Genomic DNA, 17,308 nt, shown 5'->3' with positions numbered 1-17,308 from the left:
ATCTTTTACAAATATACTTAATTCTTTAATAAGTTAAACCTTATATTTTTCTATTTTTTGACTACTTTTTTATTTAATTCAACTTTTTATTTAAATTTATAAAAAAATGAGCTCAAATAATAATTATTATGCGAAAACTAAATTTATAGTTAATTTTTAATCAATCCTTTATAACTTATTTTTGCATACTAAAGCACTTTTTAACAAGTTTTTTACAATAAAAAAAGCGACTGATTATAATTATCTGTCGCCCTTTTTAATACTAGCTTAACATATAAAGTTGACTATAAATTTATTTTTTATTTAATAACAACTCTGCCATCTTCTGCTACTATATTAATTGTATCTCCACTAGATATGTTTCCTGATATTATCCTCTTTGCAATCTCAGTTTCTAAAGTATTGCTGATATATCTCTTAAGTGGTCTAGCACCATATACAGAATCATATCCAACTTCTACTATTGAATCTTTTGCTTCATCTGTGATATTTAGTGAAATATCTTTTTCTTTTAATCTATTTCTTACACTCTGCATGAATATATCTATTATCTTTTTGATTTCTTCCTTCTGAAGTGGCTTAAACATTATTATATCGTCCACTCTGTTTAGGAATTCCGGCTTAAATCTCATCCTCATCATTTCTTTAATTCTAGAATTTACATCCTCATCTATTTTGCCACCAGCCTCTAGAAGTATTTCACTACCAATATTTGAAGTCATAATAATAAGTGTATTTCTAAAATCAACTGTTTTGCCCTTATTATCTGTAAGCCTTCCATCATCTAGTATCTGTAAGAACATGTTAAAGACGTCACTATGAGCTTTTTCTATTTCATCAAATAGTATTACAGAATATGGCTGTCTTCTTACAGCCTCAGTCAACTGTCCACCTTCTTCGTATCCAACATATCCTGGAGGTGGTCCTACCAATCTAGATACACTATGCTTTTCCATATACTCTGACATATCTATTCTTATCATATTGTCTTCGCTATCAAATAGTTCTCTAGCTAAAGTCTTTGCAAGTTCAGTCTTACCAACGCCTGTTGGTCCTAGGAATATAAATGATCCTATTGGCTTATTTTCATCGCTAAGACCAGCTCTAGACCTTAGTATTGCATCCGAAACAGCCTTTACTGCTTCATCCTGACCTACTACCCTTTCATGTAACTTATCTTCAAGTAAAAGCAGTTTTTCCCTTTCAGTTTCAACTAGCTTTGTAACAGGTATTCCTGTCCATTTTGAAACTATATCTGCAACTTCATTTTCTGTTACCTCTTCTTTTAGTAGAGTATTTTCTTCAGTATGCTTGGACATATTTTCTTCATATTTTTTAATTTGCTCTTCAAGTGTAGGAATCTCACCAAATTTCACTTCAGCAGCCTTATTAAAATCATATTCTCTTTCATATTTTTCCGCTCTACCCTTGGCGTCATCTAATTTTTCCTTTAATAGCTTGATATCCATTATCTTGCTCTTCTCAGCTTCATATTTAGATGTCATACTATCATTTTCTTCCTTTAGATCCGCTAGTTCAGCCTCAAGCTCATTTAATCTTGCCTTAGATTTTTCATCATTTTCTTTTAAAAGAGCCTCTCTTTCTATTTCAAGAGTAAATAATTTTCTTCTAACAACATCAAGTTCAGTAGGAAGAGAGTCTATTTCACTTCTTATCATAGCTCCTGCTTCATCTATCAGATCTATAGCCTTGTCTGGAAGAAATCTATCCTGTATATATCTATCAGAAAGCTTGGCTGCTGCAACAATTGCATTATCATGTATTCTTATGCCGTGATGTATTTCAAATCTTTCTTTTAGACCTCTAAGTATTGATATAGTGTCATCTACTGTTGGTTCCTCTACTATTATCGGTTGGAATCTTCTTTCCAAAGCCTTGTCTTTTTCTATATACTTTCTATATTCATCAAAAGTTGTTGCCCCTATACAGTTTAGTTCACCTCTTGCAAGCATTGGTTTAATTAAGTTACCAGCATCCATTGAGCCTTCAGTCTTTCCTGCACCAACAATATTATGTATCTCGTCTATAAATAATATTATCTTACCATCTGAGCTAGATACTTCTTTTAAAACTGCCTTTAATCTTTCTTCAAACTCTCCTCTATACTTTGCACCTGCTATCAGTGCTCCCATATCAAGAGAGAATATTATTTTATTCTTTAATCCTTCTGGAACATCACCCTTTACTATACGCTGAGCCAAACCTTCTATAATAGCTGTTTTACCAACACCTGGTTCACCTATCAATATAGGGTTATTCTTAGTTCTTCTTGAAAGGATTCTTACAGTTCTTCTTATCTCTTCATCTCTACCAATTACAGGATCTAGTTTGTTGTCCTGTGCTAGTTTTACAAGATTAGTACCATACTTTGCCAAGGCATCATATGTTCCTTCTGGATCTTGTGTATCTACTCTTTGATTCCCTCTTACTGAGTTTAAAGTATTTAAAAATTCTTGCTTAGTAAGTCCAAATCTATTAAATAAATTTCCTATATTACCATTTTTTTCGATATCAAATATTGCAAGCATTATATGCTCAACACTGATATACGAATCTTTAAACTGTTCTGAAATTTCTTCAGCCTTTACTAGAACTTCATTTATCTTTCTAGTGGCAGTAACTCCCTGTGCACTTGCTGCTTCACCTGTTACTCTAGGTAGCTTCTTCATCTCATTTCCTAGAGAATCCTTTAAAGCATCTACACTAATATTCATTTTCTCTATTATGTTCGGAATTAAACCGTCCTCTTGGTCCATCAATGCATATACCAAATGAATTATATCTACCTGCTGATTATTATTTTTTACAGCCTCAGCAAAAGCGTCATTTAGTGCATTTTGCACTCTTATAGTCATTTTTTCTACATTCATATAATACACGTCCCTTCTGTATCTTTATTAATATAACTATAGAATCTTATTTATTTTATTGAACAATTATTTATATATTGTTCAAACTAGTCATTTTTATTTTTACACGACATTAAGCTCTGTTTAATCTTTCTTAAACAACAGTATATATAACTATCGTTCAGATAGTTATCACTATATTTTATAAGTTACTAATTTTTAAATTATTCTTTAACTATTATTGATTTTCTTAAATCCAGTATGCTATCTAAAAGATCTTCACCTTTTGTTGGTTCAAAACTTAGATTTAATTTAAAGGTTTTTGCGAAGTTGAAAAAATCAAAACTCTTATTTGATAAAGGTATCAAATACAAGTCTTCATCTATGACTCTCTTTTCACCTACCTGTAGATATCTGCATTTTCTAATGAACTCATCATTATAATCCATGTAGTAAACTTTTTCCATTGGATAGTAGCTATATTTTACAACATTGTCCATAATCTTCATTATATATAGGTTTATAAAGTCATATATTTTATCATCACTATAAATTGAAATCTGATCATAAATATACTCACCAAAAAAAGGATGAACATTCTTTTTTAACTTTATAACATAGTTTCTTGGTATTGAAAACTCTAATCTCCAATAATTTGAATTTTCCTTTTCTAGTACAATTAGATTATCCGTTCTCTTTTTAGAATCAAACTCTTGCATTGAGCATAAAAAATCACTGACATTAAATATATCAATTTGATCTTCAAAGAATGAATCAAACCATTTCATTATTTCTCTATCAAACTTAAAATCCATATTAATACCCTCTTTCTTCTGCCTTTCTTCATACAATATTTTCCTCAATAATTCTACTGTACTCTTTAACTAATTTATCTCTTTCATATTTAGAGCCTTTATATGAGACTAATGGGTTAATCATATACACCCCATTTCTTACCTTTTGCATGAACTCATATTTTCTATACTCTCCAAACAATACCGATAGGCTTGTCTTTGGATAATCTAATAGCTCTGATAACTCTTTCAATGTCATCTTTATTTTATTATCCTTGTCCATAAGACTAATCAACATCATAGGTATCATTGCCTTTTTAGAACTTATAGATTCCATAGTCTTTACATAATTTTTTGGGGAAACATTTAAAAATTTTTCTACATTTTTTTTAAAGTTTACATTTCTACTTTCTGTATACTCTGTACTATCTATTTTTCGATCATGTTTTTCTATATCAAACATTCACTCATCCCCCTTTGTCTGTAACAATAATATACAACGATAATAAAATCATGTCAATTGAAAAAAAACCAAAGTTTACCTAAATGCTAAACTTTTATTTATCTAAATGCTAAACTTTATTTTTACAAACTATTGTGTTTATAAATATGCTAAACTTTTTTCAAAAAAATTATTTTTTTTATTACCCATTTGTTTTACTTATTAATGAGCATACTTTAAACCATCCGTATTTTAGACTTTTTCAGATACTAATAATATAAAATACCCAAATAGGTCAAGTTATAATTTAATCTATCTATCACATATACAAAAGCTATCATACATACAAAAGTTTCTATAAAATAACTATACAACATATATAATTACTAAACCTTTATTTTTATTTTTTTTAAAGAAAATAAGTATATTCATTTTTTTTAATTTTTAGATTTTTTATGTGCAAAGAACTCTTATCAAATATTCATTTTTTTTAAATGATAAATTAAGCAATTATTTAGGTTTTTTATGTTATAATCTATTAGGTAATATTTAAAAGAAAAGAATAGGATGTGAGTAATTTGATTTTAAATAAAAATCTTAAGTCTTTGAATGAGAATGAGACTTTAAATACAAAAAAAATAATTTCTATACTCGGTTCAACGGGTTCAATTGGAACACAAAGCTTAGATGTTATCAGGCTAAATCCAGAACTGTTTGAGGTAGAGGGTATCACTACTAATAAAAATACCAAACTACTTTTAGAACAAATAAAGGAATTTAAACCGCGTAAAGTTACAATATTTGATGAGGATTCTTATTTGGATTTTCTAAAAATAAAAAACACTTCTCTAGATAAAGATCTAGTGAAGCTGGATGTATATACAGGCCTCGACGGACTTGTTGAAATTGCCAAGTCTAAATCGATAGACATACTTGTAACTGCTGTAGTGGGTATGATCGGACTAGTTCCAACCTTAGAGGCTATCAAAAATTCTACTACTATAGCCCTAGCAAATAAAGAAACCTTGGTCACTGCAGGTAGCTTAGTTATGAAAGAAGCCAAGAAATACAATGCTTCAATTGTGCCTGTTGATAGTGAACATAGTGCAATATTTCAATGTTTAAATGGAGAAGATAATAGTAAAATAGACAAAATACTTTTAACAGCTTCTGGTGGACCTTTTAGGGGTAAGAGTAAAGAAGATTTAATAAATGTAAAAAAAGAGGCTGCTTTAAAACATCCCAATTGGACTATGGGTCAAAAGATAACTATTGATTCTTCTACTCTTATGAATAAGGGTCTTGAAGTTATAGAGGCTAAGTGGTTATTTGGAGTAGATCCTGATGATATAGTTGTACATGTTCATCCACAAAGTATAGTTCATTCTATGGTACAGTTTAGCGACTCTACTGTAATTGCTCAAATGGGTTGCCCTGATATGCGAGTTCCTATACAATATGCACTTACTTACCCTGAAAGAATAGATGCTGATTTTGAAAGGCTAAACCTTTTTGAGATAGCTAATCTTTCTTTTGAAAAAGCTAATATGGAAGTCTTTCCTTGTTTAAAATTAGCCTTCGATGCTCTAAAGCATGGAGGAACAGATTGTACAGTTTTAAATGCAGCAAATGAAGTATTAGTTGGTAAGTTTTTAAATGATGAAATCGGATTTTATGATATAGCAAAATACATTGATATAGCCATTAAAAGTCATGACTATATAGAGGAACCTAACCTAGAAGATATTCTAAAACTGGATGAATGGACTAGAGATTTCATAAATAAAACTGTAAAGTAGATAATTTTATAGTTTTATAACACTATCAATACACAAATACAGAGCCAATTTGTAAATAAGTTGGCATATAACGTAGAAAAGGAGTAAATATATGAATATTATTGCAGCAATATTGGTATTCGGATTCATTATATTCATACATGAATTAGGGCACTTTTACTTTGCTAAAAGAGCTGGCGTAACTATCCATGAGTTCTCTATAGGCATGGGGCCTCGACTGTTTGGTTGGGAAAAAGAAGGGATAGTATATAATGTTAGATTGTTTCCAATAGGCGGTTATGTGGCTATGGAAGGTGAAGATGAAGATTCCGTAGATCCAAACTCATTTGGTCAAAAATCTATTAAAGAAAGATTTCTTTCAATATTTGCAGGACCAATGGCAAATATTATCTTGTGTGTGGTTCTTTTAATACCATTTTTCTTTGTAGTTGGTACTCCAAGTACAACTTTTGGAAAAGTAATGCCAGATTCACCATCTTACAAAGTTGGTTTGAAGGCAGATGACAAGATAATCTCTATAAATGATAATAATGTGAAATCATTCAATGAAATTAGTTCTATAATTACAAAGAGTGAAGGTAAAGAATTACAAATAAAATATGAACGTGATGGAAAAACTCAACAGGTTGCTATTGTTCCAGAAAAAAATGCAGGTAAATATGCAATAGGGATACAGCCAAAGAATGAAAAAAATCCAACTAAAGCTATTTCACAAGCATTTTATTCTACATACGAAATTGCTAAGGCTATGCTACAGTTCTTATGGCAACTAGTAACTGGACAGCTTTCAGGCAATATTACCAATTCACTAGCTGGACCAGTTGGTGTAATAAATATGGTATCTAATGCCGCAACAACAGGCTTTATAAACTTAGTCTATTTAACTGCAATTATAAGTCTAAACATCGGTATAATGAACCTACTTCCTCTACCGGCTCTAGACGGTTGGAGAATATTGATGCTTATTATAGAAGCTATAAGAGGTGGTAAGAAATTACCATCAAAGGTTGAAGGATATATAAATGGAGCTGGATTGTTTGTATTACTAGCATTTATGGTATTTATTACCTATAAAGACATTCTTAGATTGTTTGCTTAATAAAATAGAAATTACTTTAAGGTATTTAATTTTTTAAATACCTTAATATATTTTTAAAGCATTGAGTTTGAATCAATAATATTTTATTGATATTACTTCTATTAGACTATATCAATAAAGTTTAATAAGTTAAAAAGGAGTCAAGATGAGTTATAAAAGAAGAGATACAAGAAAAGTAAAAATCGGAAAATTAGTTATAGGTGGAAATTCTCCTATATCAGTTCAATCAATGACTAATACGGACACTAGGGATCCAAAGGCTACAATTGAACAAATATATAGATTACAGCATGCTGGTTGTGACATTGTAAGAATAGCAGTACCAGATATGATAGCTGCCAAAGCAATTGGTGAAATAAAATCTGCTACTGCCATACCTATAGTTGCGGACATACACTTTGACTACAGGCTTGCCCTAGAGGCTATTAGGCAGGGAGTGGATGCTATTAGAATCAATCCAGGTAATATTGGTAGCATTGATAGAACCAAGGAGGTTGTTCACGCTTGTAAGGAAAAAAACATTCCTATAAGAATTGGTGTTAATGGTGGTTCTTTAGAAAAAGATCTGTTAGATAAATTTAATGGACCAACAGCAGAAGCCATGGTTGAGTCTGCTCTTAGGCATGTAAAGATATTAGAAGACCTTGATTTTTATGATATAGTTATCTCACTAAAAAATTCTGATATCAGAAAATCAATAGAGGCTTATAGGTTGATATCACAGAAGGTGGACTACCCTCTTCATCTAGGAATTACTGAAGCAGGAGGCGTATTTAAGGGTACTATCAAATCATCAATTGGTATTGGATCTTTACTGGCAGATGGCATAGGAGATACTATAAGAATATCTCTTACTGGAGACCCTGTTGAAGAAATTAAAGTCGGAAAAGAAATTTTGAGAAGTATAGGATTATTGAATGATAAAATTAAAATAGTCTCTTGTCCTACTTGTGGAAGGTGCCAAATAAATCTTATAAATTTGGCTAATGAGGTTGAAAGCAAAATTGAGCATATAGAAAAAGATATCACTGTTGCCATTATGGGATGTGCTGTGAATGGTCCTGGAGAAGCCAAAGAAGCTGACATTGGTATAGCAGGTGGAGATGGCATAGGACTTCTATTCAAAAAGGGAGAAATCGTTAAGAGGATACCTCAAGATGAAATAGTTGATACGCTAGTAGATGAAATAAATAAGCTTTAAATAATATATAGATAATATTAAAAAGTGGTGATTATAATAATCACCACTTTTAATTGATACAAATTAATTTTCTATTTTAAATCGTCTTAACTCATCAAGTTGGAATGTCCACTGAGGGCTAAGTAGTTTCTTTTCTTTTTTTACTTTTTCCAAGCTATACCATGGACTTATTTCTTTTTCTTTTTTATTGACCAATATTTGCGTCTGTTGTGCGGGCATATATGATTGCGCTAACATAAACACCTTATTATTATTCTTGTCTTTGGCCATGTCAACTACCATTATAGCGTGTCCTACTCTTTTACTTCCAGGAGTTCCACCGATAACAAATACATCTCCTATTTGCATATCATCTATATCAACTGCATATGTATCTACCTCAAGGGATAAAGTTCCTGAGTATGCATATACTAGATTTATAAATTTCTTGTATACATCTTCTGAGGATGAAGAACCTGCCCCCTCATAATAATTTCCTGTTTCTGGATCAACCCTATACCCTTTAGTATATTTACCAAAATCAGCAATTCCACCAGAAACAAAATGAAACTTAATACTATCATATTTTCCCTGCGAATATAAATAATCACCCATAAACTTGTAGCAAGCATCTGCACAATGAAGAAGGTTTTTCCCTTCCAAATCTATATCAAAAACTGAATCATAAACACCTTCACTCTTTTTCTCTTTTCCATTGTAATAGATACTTTTTTCGCCATATTTCTTTAATTTTTCATGCCTTAAAAAATATGCAAAGCTGTCTTTATCTGCCTCAATTCTACTATATCCTTTAGGTGGATTATATCTGCTTTCTATATTATCTCCATCTTTATTTAAAATTTCGTAAGTATTTTCTTTTTTATCTATAGAACAAGATGTTAATATTATCAACATTATAGAAATACTTAATAAAATAATTATATTTCTAATCATTTTATTATAAGCAGAATTGCTTTTTTCAACTTTCATCTATGATGCACCACCTAAGTTTTAAACAATATAAATTATTTAATAAAAAATACTAGAACTAGATATACATATGGAGATACTAACAGTACACTGTCAAATCTATCAAGTACTCCGCCATGCCCTGGTATTAGGTTTCCAAAGTCTTTTATACCTGCATATCTTTTGATAGAAGATGCTGTCAAGTCACCTATTTGTGCTACAATACTACCAACTAATGCAATTAAGATAAGCATTAGTACAGGAAGTTTGAATGCTATAGCAAACAAGGCACTAAACACCACACTAGCCAGGATTCCGCCTAAGCTACCCTCTACTGTCTTGTTTGGACTTACACTAGGTATTAACTTATGTTTTCCATAGTTCTTGCCAACAAAGTATGCAAATATATCTGTAGCAAATGCTATTATAAATATCAACCAAACATATAAGTGACCATCAGGAATTTTATCCACCATCATAATGATATAATTAAAGCATAAACATACATACAGTATTCCTGAAAAAGTTAAAGAAACATCTACTACATTTGCTCTATGCGATAAAACATAAATTATTGCCCCTATAAAAACTATAAATAATGCAAATGCAAAAGCTTCTGTTTGCAGCTTAAATACATTTCCAAAAAATACAAATATCGTAAATGCATATCCTAAAAATTTTATTGGCTTGTAGTCAATGTTTTCAAATGCGGAATAAAATTCATATAATGCTATTAACATCAAAATTGCACCACCAATATAGAGTGGTATTCCACGAACAATTAAAAGTATCAAAAGTGGAAGCATAATTAATGCTGAAGTAAATCTCTGTTTCATAAAAAACCTCCTATTTAACAGCGCCAAAGCGTCTATCTCTGTTTTGATAAGAATATACTGCCTTTTGTAGTTCTTCTTCATCAAAGTCTGGCCAATGAATGTCTGTATAGTAAAATTCTGAATATGCAATTTCCCAAAGCAAGAAATTGCTAAGTCTCTGTTCTCCACTTGTTCTGATAACTAAATCAGGATCTACTATATCTTTTGTATCTAGATAAGCAGAAAATACGTCATCATCTATATCTTCTATCTTTATCTTTCCATCAAGTACATCGCCACACGTTAGCTTTACAGCATCTATTATATCTGCTCTTCCACCATAATTTAATGCAAGAGTAAGAACAAGCGATTTGTTGTCCTTTGTTTTTTCTTTTGACTTATTCAGTTCATCTACACATGCTTCTGGAAGTTTTGATATATCTCCTATGGTATTTATTTTAACATCATTTTTATCAAGTTCAGCCAATTCACGTCTCAGATATGTAACTAATAACTTCATAAGTGCAGATACTTCATCTTTTGGCCTCTTCCAGTTTTCTGTTGAAAATGCATACAGAGTAAGGTATTTTATACCTAGTCTTTTAGATTCCTTTACTACTTTTCTAATTGTTTCAACTCCAGCCTTATGCCCATAAGTTCTTGGCATCATTTTAGACTTTGCCCACCTACCATTGCCATCCATTATTATCGCAATATGTTGAGGCACTCTTTCTTCATCTATATCGTAATACATCTTCTCCATACAAATGTCTCCTTTAATTTATTAATGCTTTTATCTTATATTTAGTTCAAAATATAGATACCTTAAAGATATTATACCATAACAAAAATTGTTCTACAATTATAAAGAAATTAATAATAGCTCAAAAAACAAGTCATAATTCTTTGTATTTTTGAAATATAATTTATTTTAATTTTTATATAAGCATCTTAGCCATACAATTACTTTAACAATTTTTTAAAAAAATAAAATTTTATTTTCACTCTATAGAATTTCCATAAATTTTATTTCCTATCTTTTTATTAGCATATAAACTGAATTTCACTACTATATTTTGTCAATATACGTTTCTAGGATATATTTGTCTTTTATTTCTTTTAGCTTCTTCATATGCTCTTGTTTCATATGTTCTATTTGATAAGATTCATCTTCCCATGATTCTACTAATAATATTTGATTGTCTTTGTCCATTGATACAAAATATTCATACATAATACATCCATCTTCTGATCTTATTTTATCTAGTATATCATTTTTATCAACTTCATTTAAAAATTTATCTCTACAATCCTTTTTTGATGTATATCTAACATATATATTTAATCTTTTCATGTTTTCTCCTTTTGCAACTTAGATTTTAAATAAAAAATAAGAGAGATGGAAATCCATCTCTCTTAAAAATTAAACTGACATAATGTCCTTTTCTTTTTCAGATGTTAAGTTCTCGATTTCCTTGATGTATTCATCAGTCATGCTCTGAACTTCTTCTAAAGCTTTCTTAGCTTCATCTTCTGCCAAATCTCCAGCCTTTTCCATCTTCTTTATTTCATCATTAGCATCTCTTCTGTCATTTCTTATTCTTATTTTGAATGTTTCAGATGACTTAGATACTTTTTTAGCTAGTTCTTTTCTTCTTTCCTCTGTAAGTTGAGGAACAGATATTCTTATTACAGAACCGTCATTTGTTGGTGCTATGCCGATATCTGATTCAGCAATTGCCTTTTCGATATCGTGAATACTTGACTTATCCCATGGTGTTATAGTCAATATTCTACCTTCAGCTACAGCTACAGCTGCCATCTGATTCACTGGAGTAGGTGTCCCATAGTAATCCACTCTTACCTTATCAAGCATTGATGGATTAGCTCTACCTGCTCTAACAGTACCAAACTCAAATTTTAACGCTTCAATAGTTTTATCCATTTGTTCTTCTAAAAGAACGTGAATGTCCAACTTCATAAAAACCCTCCTGAAAATAATTTTTAAAGCCAATTTCGTACTTATATTATACTATTATTCCACGATTGTTCCAAGATTTTCTCCATAAACAACCTTAATAATATTTTCAGTTGAAAGCTCAAATACCTTTATAGTGATCTTATTATCCATACATAACGATGTAGCAGTTGAGTCCATAACCTTTAGTTCTTTATTTATTACTTCCATATAAGTTAAGTTACTGAATTTTTTTGCATCATCATGGATCTTAGGATCCTTATCGTATACGGCATCAACATTCTTTGCCAATAATATTACATCTGCTTCCATTTCTGCAGCTCTAAGTGCAGCGGCTGTATCTGTTGAGAAGTATGGGTTACCTGTTCCGGCACCAAATATCACTACTCTTCCCTTTTCAAGATGTCTAACTGCTCTTCTTCTAATATATGGCTCTGCAACCTGTCTCATTTCTATACCTGTTTGAACTCTAGTAGGAACTCCTACGTTTTCTAAAGAGTCTTGTAGGGCCATAGCATTCATAACAGTAGCAAGCATACCTATATAGTCAGCAGTTGTTCTATCCATTCCTTGATTGGTTCTACCTCTCCAGAAATTACCTCCACCAACTACTACAGCTACTTCTACTCCTACATCATTTAGCTCCTTGATACCCAAAGATATATCGTGTAACACATCATTGTTAATACCAAATCCTGTTCCTCCAGATAAAGCTTCGCCACTTATCTTTAGCAACACTCTTTTGTATATAGGTTCATTCATATTAATATTCTCCTTTAACAATTAATTTTGTGTTGTATACGAAATAATTTTTATCTTGTATATTAAACACGTATTCTTATAAAAAAGAGAACACGCTAAGTGTTCTCTTTACTTTATTGATTAGTTCATCTGCTTAGCAACTTCTTCAAGGAAGCATTCCTGCTTCTTTTCAATTCCTTCGCCTACTTCATATCTAACCATTCTAGAAATCTTTATTGGGCTAGCAACTTCCTTGGCAACCTTTTCAATAAGCTTTCCTATAGTTATTTCAGAGTCCTTAATGAATACCTGATCTAATAGACAAACTTCCTTTAATTCCTTATTTAGTCTACCAACAACCATTTTTTCAACTATATTAGCTGGCTTTCCTTCGTTCAATGCCTGCTGCTTTAGAACTTCTGTTTCATGAGCTATATAATCCTGATCAACATCTTCTCTAGAGATATACTTAGGGTTCATAGCTGCTATTTGCATAGCTACGTCCTTACCTAATTCAAATATCTTATCGTCGTTAGAATCAGTGTCTAATTCTACAATAACACCTATCTTACCAGCACCATGAATATAACCTGCCATCTTTCCGTTTGTAGAGATCTTTTCAAATCTTCTTATGTCAAGCTTTTCTCCAATTTTTGCTATTTTATCATTTAAAATATCCTGAAGAGCCTTTCCTTCTTTATGTTCAACTTCAAGTAATTCAGCTACGTTTTCAGCAGAACCATCTAAAGCCATTTCTACTACATCATTTACAAAAACCTTGAAATCTTCATTCTTTGCAACGAAGTCAGTTTCAGAGTTTACTTCTACTATTGCAGCAGCAGTATTATCTTCATTAGTCTTTATAGTTACTAGACCTTCAGCAGCTACTCTATCAGCCTTCTTTGCAGCCTTTGAAAGACCTTTTTCTCTTAATATATCAATTGCTCTTTCCATATCGCCTTCAGCTTCTGTAAGAGCCTTCTTACAGTCCATCATACCTGCGCCTGTTGCTTCTCTTAATTCTTTTACCATCTGTGCAGTTACAGCCATCGTAAAATCCTCCTATTAATTAAATTATTATTTATTCACAAAATGGTAAGGGCATTGCCCTTACCATAAGCTTTACATTATTCAATGTATTTTTAATGTATTAATTACTTTTCTTCTGCAGTTGCTTCAGCTTCAACAGCTTCTTCTTCTACAGCTACATCATCAACACCTTGTCTAGCTTCGATTACAGCACTAGCCATTGCACCAGTTATTAATTTTACAGCTCTAATAGCATCATCATTAGCTGGTATTGGATAGTCGATCTCATCTGGGTCACAGTTAGTATCAACTGTACCAACTACTGGTATACCTAGTCTATGAGCTTCCTGTATTGCTATGTTTTCCTTTCTAGGATCAACTACATATATTGCAGCTGGTAGTTCTGGCATATCTTTTATACCACCTAGGAATTTTTCTAGCTTATCTTTTTCTGCTCTAAGCTGAAGAACTTCCTTCTTTGGTAGTACATCAAATGTACCATCTAATTCCATAGCTTCTAGTTCTCTTAACTTCTTGATTCTAGTCTTTATAGTCTTATGGTTAGTAAGCATTCCTCCTAGCCATCTTTCGTTTACATAGAACATTCCACATCTTTCAGCTTCTTCCTTTATAGCATCCTGAGCTTGCTTCTTTGTACCAACGAATAGTACTGGCTTTCCAGTTTCTGCTACTTCCTGCATAAACTTATAAGCTTCATCAATCTTCTTTACAGTCTTCTGTAGGTCGATTATATATATACCATTTCTTTCTGTAAATATATACTTCGACATCTTTGGGTTCCATCTTCTTGTCTGATGTCCAAAGTGTACACCAGCTTCTAGTAATTGTTTCATTGAAATTACTGACATTAATTTTTCCTCCTCGGTTTTATACCTCCAGCACGTTCTTCTCTCTAAAAAACCTCTTATAAAATATACGGCACCTTTTAGAAATCCCGTTGCTGTGTTTAATTTATTGGTCTTAAAATAACCTATATCATTTTATCATTTAAATATATAAAAGTCAACATCCAATATAAATAGATTATCTATAAAAACTTACCAAAATATAATTGTTATAATATTACTATGAATTATCTTAATTAAATTTGTTTATTCAAAATAAACCTTACTAAAATGAGTTAGTTTTTAGTTAATAATTATTTTTATATTGAATAAAATGAACATTTTATTTATGATTCTTAACAAACTTTCTTTATAAAAAAATTGAAGCCAGCATTGTTCCTACTATCAATACAACAATGGTAAGTATAACTGCCTTTTTTAATTTTTGACCTTTGTGCTTTTCTTCTATTTTTTCTGCTTTTATCGATGCTTTTTCTTCGATGGCTTGCTTGATCAATTCCTTATCGATATCCTTTAAGAATATTTGATTTGTCTTATAAAAATCTTCTGGATCAATTCTCCCTGTCTTATCCAGTACTGACTCAAGCTGTGGTTTAGATGCCATATTATTGATTTCTGTTGTACTGATTTTTGAAGTCTTATACATAAATTGGCTCAGACTCATAAGAACTTCATTATAATTTTTATAACATAAGTTATCATTTCTTTCTAATAATTTTTTTATTATATCTACAAACTCTTGATTATAATCATTTGTATTTACTTTTGTCCACATTACACCCTTATCAATTGCTCTCATCAATTGTTTTTCTGTATGAGCTTCACTAAAGGGAAATCTTTTAAAAGTTGCTTCATACAATATTACACCAACGCAATACAAATCTGTCTTTATATCCGTAAAGTCTATAGAAAGCTGTGATGGAGACAGATATTTTAAATTACCAGAGCATCTAATGTTTGTGCCTCTATTAGCTTCTGTTATACCAAAGTCTGCAATTTTGATTCCGTATTTATCATCTACCAATATATCATCAGGCTTTAAGGAACCATGATTTTTACCAAGACTCTTGTATGATTGAAGAGCTTTTATAACTTGAGTTGCTATTCTTATCAATGCATCAAGATGAAGGTAGGCTCCCCTTGTAAGCGTTGAAAGCGATACTCCATCAAAATTTTCATATACTACATAGTAAAGTAGGTTGTCCACGGTTCTGTGCACGCCAACGTCTAGTATGTTAAGTATATATGGACACTTCAACTCATTTATTATCATACTCTCATCAATAAGGTTTGGTATAAAATCTATGCTTATGTATCTATTATTTTCTATTATTTTTATCTTAACGTTTACATTTTTTTCTGAGTCATAAGCATTATAAAGCTTATTTTCCTCAATATAAACGGGCCTATCCGTTATCTCATATCTATTACCTATAAAAATCACTTTTTCTCTTCCTCCTCCAAGAAAGTAAATTTCGATTCATAAATTAAACTCTTCTTACTCAATTTTATCACAAAATGAGAATTCTTTCTATATATGATTGTTGACTTAGTGCTATAAATTTAGTATACTTTCTAGACATCATTATTGACTATTATTTATAAATTTAATATAATTAGGATATTAATAGTGTTTTTGTATTTTTAAGACTGGAGGGTTACATTTGAGCGAAAAAATAAAGAAAACAAATTCCGGTAAGGCCATTAACTTTGCTGAAAAGAAAAAAGCATACAATAATAAAAAATCACAGGCCGACACGCAAAAAAATGTATACAACGATAATCGTGTAATCCAATATGATATAAACAAGATGCGTGAACAAATAAATCAACAAACTAAAAGTAAAAACAAAGCAAAGCTAAACAGACTTAACTCACCAATTTGGGTGAAGGCAATTTATGCTGCTGCAATAATCATGTTTGTTCTTTTAATTGCTGGTAAAATTACAAATAATTTTGGAATGTCTAGTTCGGATGGTTTGCCCGATAAATTCGTAGCACAAAGTTCTACAATATCTAGTGAGGATAACTCTAAATATGAAAAGTTGATTTCAAGCTACCTAAATACTTATGTTCCAGTAGATGGCGATGTAAGGGTAGTTACAACTTCCATGCATAAAAACGATAAAATGGTCTATGCAAATGGATACTTTTCCTACCCAAATGAGAAATCTAAAATAAAATTTGATGCAGTTCTAACAGATGAAAATCTTAGTTCCTTGATTGTAAATGGATATGAACTTACAACAATAAAAAAATAAATAATTAGATTGTTCGATATCTAATTTAAGTAGAAGGCTTTTGCCTTCTACTTTTTTATATTGTCATAAAATAAAAAAGGACCAAAGTAAAATACTTTAATCCTTCTAATAAACACATTTTTTCAACGAATATATGCAAAATGTGTAGCAATCGTTCCTATTACAATACCTATTATATTCAAAATCTGACATTTCTTATAATCTTTCTTAAACACAAACAAAGTAAGAATGGAGATAACGAATGTTACCAAACCAAAATAAAAACCTTGTATTAAACCTAAATTGGATTTAAGAATAGATAATAAGCCCAATATCATAACATATACGCCGACTGTGTTTCTAATAATATAATTTTTCACGCCTCTACCATTTTTACCAACCATACAATAAATAGCAAATAGTGACAACAATATTAAAATAATTAGTCCTGCTGATGACATCTTGGCCTCCTCATACATTTAATGC

The 17,308-nt window shown here is 30.9% G+C and carries 17 protein-coding genes; 4 read left to right on the top strand and 13 right to left on the bottom strand.

Features of this window, described 5'->3' with window-relative positions:
* Positions 1 to 299: 299 nt before the first annotated feature.
* The 3 genes from clpB to RR561_RS05710 form a co-directional block, all read right to left on the bottom strand.
* On the bottom strand, positions 300 to 2,891 hold the full coding sequence (gene clpB / locus RR561_RS05720) for an ATP-dependent chaperone ClpB (protein WP_332506596.1): 2,592 nt from the start codon (positions 2,889 to 2,891) through the stop codon (positions 300 to 302).
* Between the two features lie 203 nt (positions 2,892 to 3,094).
* Positions 3,095 to 3,685: a hypothetical protein gene (locus RR561_RS05715; protein ID WP_332506595.1), complete on the bottom strand. Its 591-nt coding sequence runs from the start codon at positions 3,683 to 3,685 to the stop codon at positions 3,095 to 3,097.
* A gap of 28 nt (positions 3,686 to 3,713) precedes the next feature.
* Positions 3,714 to 4,127: a replication/maintenance protein RepL gene (locus tag RR561_RS05710; protein ID WP_332506594.1), complete on the bottom strand. Its 414-nt coding sequence runs from the start codon at positions 4,125 to 4,127 to the stop codon at positions 3,714 to 3,716.
* Between the two features lie 557 nt (positions 4,128 to 4,684).
* Between RR561_RS05710 and RR561_RS05705 the strand changes: the two genes are divergently transcribed.
* The 3 genes from RR561_RS05705 to ispG all read left to right on the top strand — a co-directional run bounded on the left by RR561_RS05705 (position 4,685) and on the right by ispG (position 8,205).
* Positions 4,685 to 5,905: a 1-deoxy-D-xylulose-5-phosphate reductoisomerase gene (locus RR561_RS05705; RefSeq protein WP_332506593.1), complete on the top strand. Its 1,221-nt coding sequence runs from the start codon at positions 4,685 to 4,687 to the stop codon at positions 5,903 to 5,905.
* A gap of 91 nt (positions 5,906 to 5,996) precedes the next feature.
* Positions 5,997 to 7,004: an RIP metalloprotease RseP gene (rseP, locus tag RR561_RS05700; protein WP_332506592.1), complete on the top strand. Its 1,008-nt coding sequence runs from the start codon at positions 5,997 to 5,999 to the stop codon at positions 7,002 to 7,004.
* Positions 7,005 to 7,149: 145 nt separating this feature from the next.
* Positions 7,150 to 8,205: a flavodoxin-dependent (E)-4-hydroxy-3-methylbut-2-enyl-diphosphate synthase gene (gene ispG / locus RR561_RS05695; protein ID WP_332506591.1), complete on the top strand. Its 1,056-nt coding sequence runs from the start codon at positions 7,150 to 7,152 to the stop codon at positions 8,203 to 8,205.
* Between the two features lie 63 nt (positions 8,206 to 8,268).
* Here the strand turns inward: ispG and RR561_RS05690 are convergent, their stop codons facing one another.
* The 9 genes from RR561_RS05690 to RR561_RS05650 all read right to left on the bottom strand — a co-directional run bounded on the left by RR561_RS05690 (position 8,269) and on the right by RR561_RS05650 (position 16,026).
* Complete coding sequence (locus RR561_RS05690; RefSeq protein ID WP_332506590.1) at positions 8,269 to 9,174, bottom strand: DUF4846 domain-containing protein; 906 nt, start codon at positions 9,172 to 9,174, stop codon at positions 8,269 to 8,271.
* A gap of 35 nt (positions 9,175 to 9,209) precedes the next feature.
* Complete coding sequence (locus RR561_RS05685; RefSeq protein WP_332506589.1) at positions 9,210 to 9,989, bottom strand: phosphatidate cytidylyltransferase; 780 nt, start codon at positions 9,987 to 9,989, stop codon at positions 9,210 to 9,212.
* Positions 9,990 to 9,999: 10 nt separating this feature from the next.
* Positions 10,000 to 10,731, bottom strand: coding sequence for an isoprenyl transferase (locus RR561_RS05680; RefSeq protein ID WP_332506588.1), 732 nt, complete (start codon positions 10,729 to 10,731; stop codon positions 10,000 to 10,002).
* A gap of 306 nt (positions 10,732 to 11,037) precedes the next feature.
* Positions 11,038 to 11,322, bottom strand: coding sequence for a putative quinol monooxygenase (locus RR561_RS05675; RefSeq protein ID WP_332506587.1), 285 nt, complete (start codon positions 11,320 to 11,322; stop codon positions 11,038 to 11,040).
* Positions 11,323 to 11,391: 69 nt separating this feature from the next.
* Positions 11,392 to 11,949 (bottom strand): ribosome recycling factor, encoded by a 558-nt coding sequence (gene frr, locus RR561_RS05670; RefSeq protein WP_332506586.1) that lies wholly within the window; start codon positions 11,947 to 11,949, stop codon positions 11,392 to 11,394.
* A 54-nt stretch (positions 11,950 to 12,003) separates the two neighbouring features.
* Complete coding sequence (gene pyrH, locus RR561_RS05665; RefSeq protein WP_332506585.1) at positions 12,004 to 12,708, bottom strand: UMP kinase; 705 nt, start codon at positions 12,706 to 12,708, stop codon at positions 12,004 to 12,006.
* Positions 12,709 to 12,828: 120 nt separating this feature from the next.
* A complete protein-coding gene (gene tsf, locus RR561_RS05660) occupies positions 12,829 to 13,737 on the bottom strand; it encodes a translation elongation factor Ts (protein WP_332506584.1) in 909 nt (302 codons plus the stop codon).
* Positions 13,738 to 13,841: 104 nt separating this feature from the next.
* Positions 13,842 to 14,585, bottom strand: a complete 744-nt coding sequence (gene rpsB, locus RR561_RS05655) for a 30S ribosomal protein S2 (RefSeq protein ID WP_332506583.1) — start codon at positions 14,583 to 14,585, stop codon at positions 13,842 to 13,844.
* Between the two features lie 346 nt (positions 14,586 to 14,931).
* Positions 14,932 to 16,026 carry a protein kinase domain-containing protein gene (locus tag RR561_RS05650; protein WP_332506582.1) on the bottom strand — a complete coding sequence of 365 codons (1,095 nt, stop codon included), beginning with the start codon at positions 16,024 to 16,026 and terminating at the stop codon, positions 14,932 to 14,934.
* Between the two features lie 220 nt (positions 16,027 to 16,246).
* Here RR561_RS05650 and RR561_RS05645 point away from each other — a divergent pair, with 220 nt between their 5' ends.
* Positions 16,247 to 16,843: a hypothetical protein gene (locus RR561_RS05645; protein WP_332506581.1), complete on the top strand. Its 597-nt coding sequence runs from the start codon at positions 16,247 to 16,249 to the stop codon at positions 16,841 to 16,843.
* A 122-nt stretch (positions 16,844 to 16,965) separates the two neighbouring features.
* On the opposite strand, the gene RR561_RS05640 is transcribed toward RR561_RS05645, so the two are convergent.
* Entirely contained in the window at positions 16,966 to 17,283 is a 318-nt protein-coding gene (locus tag RR561_RS05640; protein ID WP_332506580.1) for a hypothetical protein, read from the bottom strand.
* Between the last annotated feature and the right edge of the window lie 25 nt (positions 17,284 to 17,308).

Source organism: Peptostreptococcus sp. (assembly GCF_036639115.1).
Taxonomy (GTDB): domain Bacteria; phylum Bacillota; class Clostridia; order Peptostreptococcales; family Peptostreptococcaceae; genus Peptostreptococcus.
Note: the sequence above shows the minus strand (reverse complement) of the source record. Positions and strands in the feature narration are given on the sequence as shown.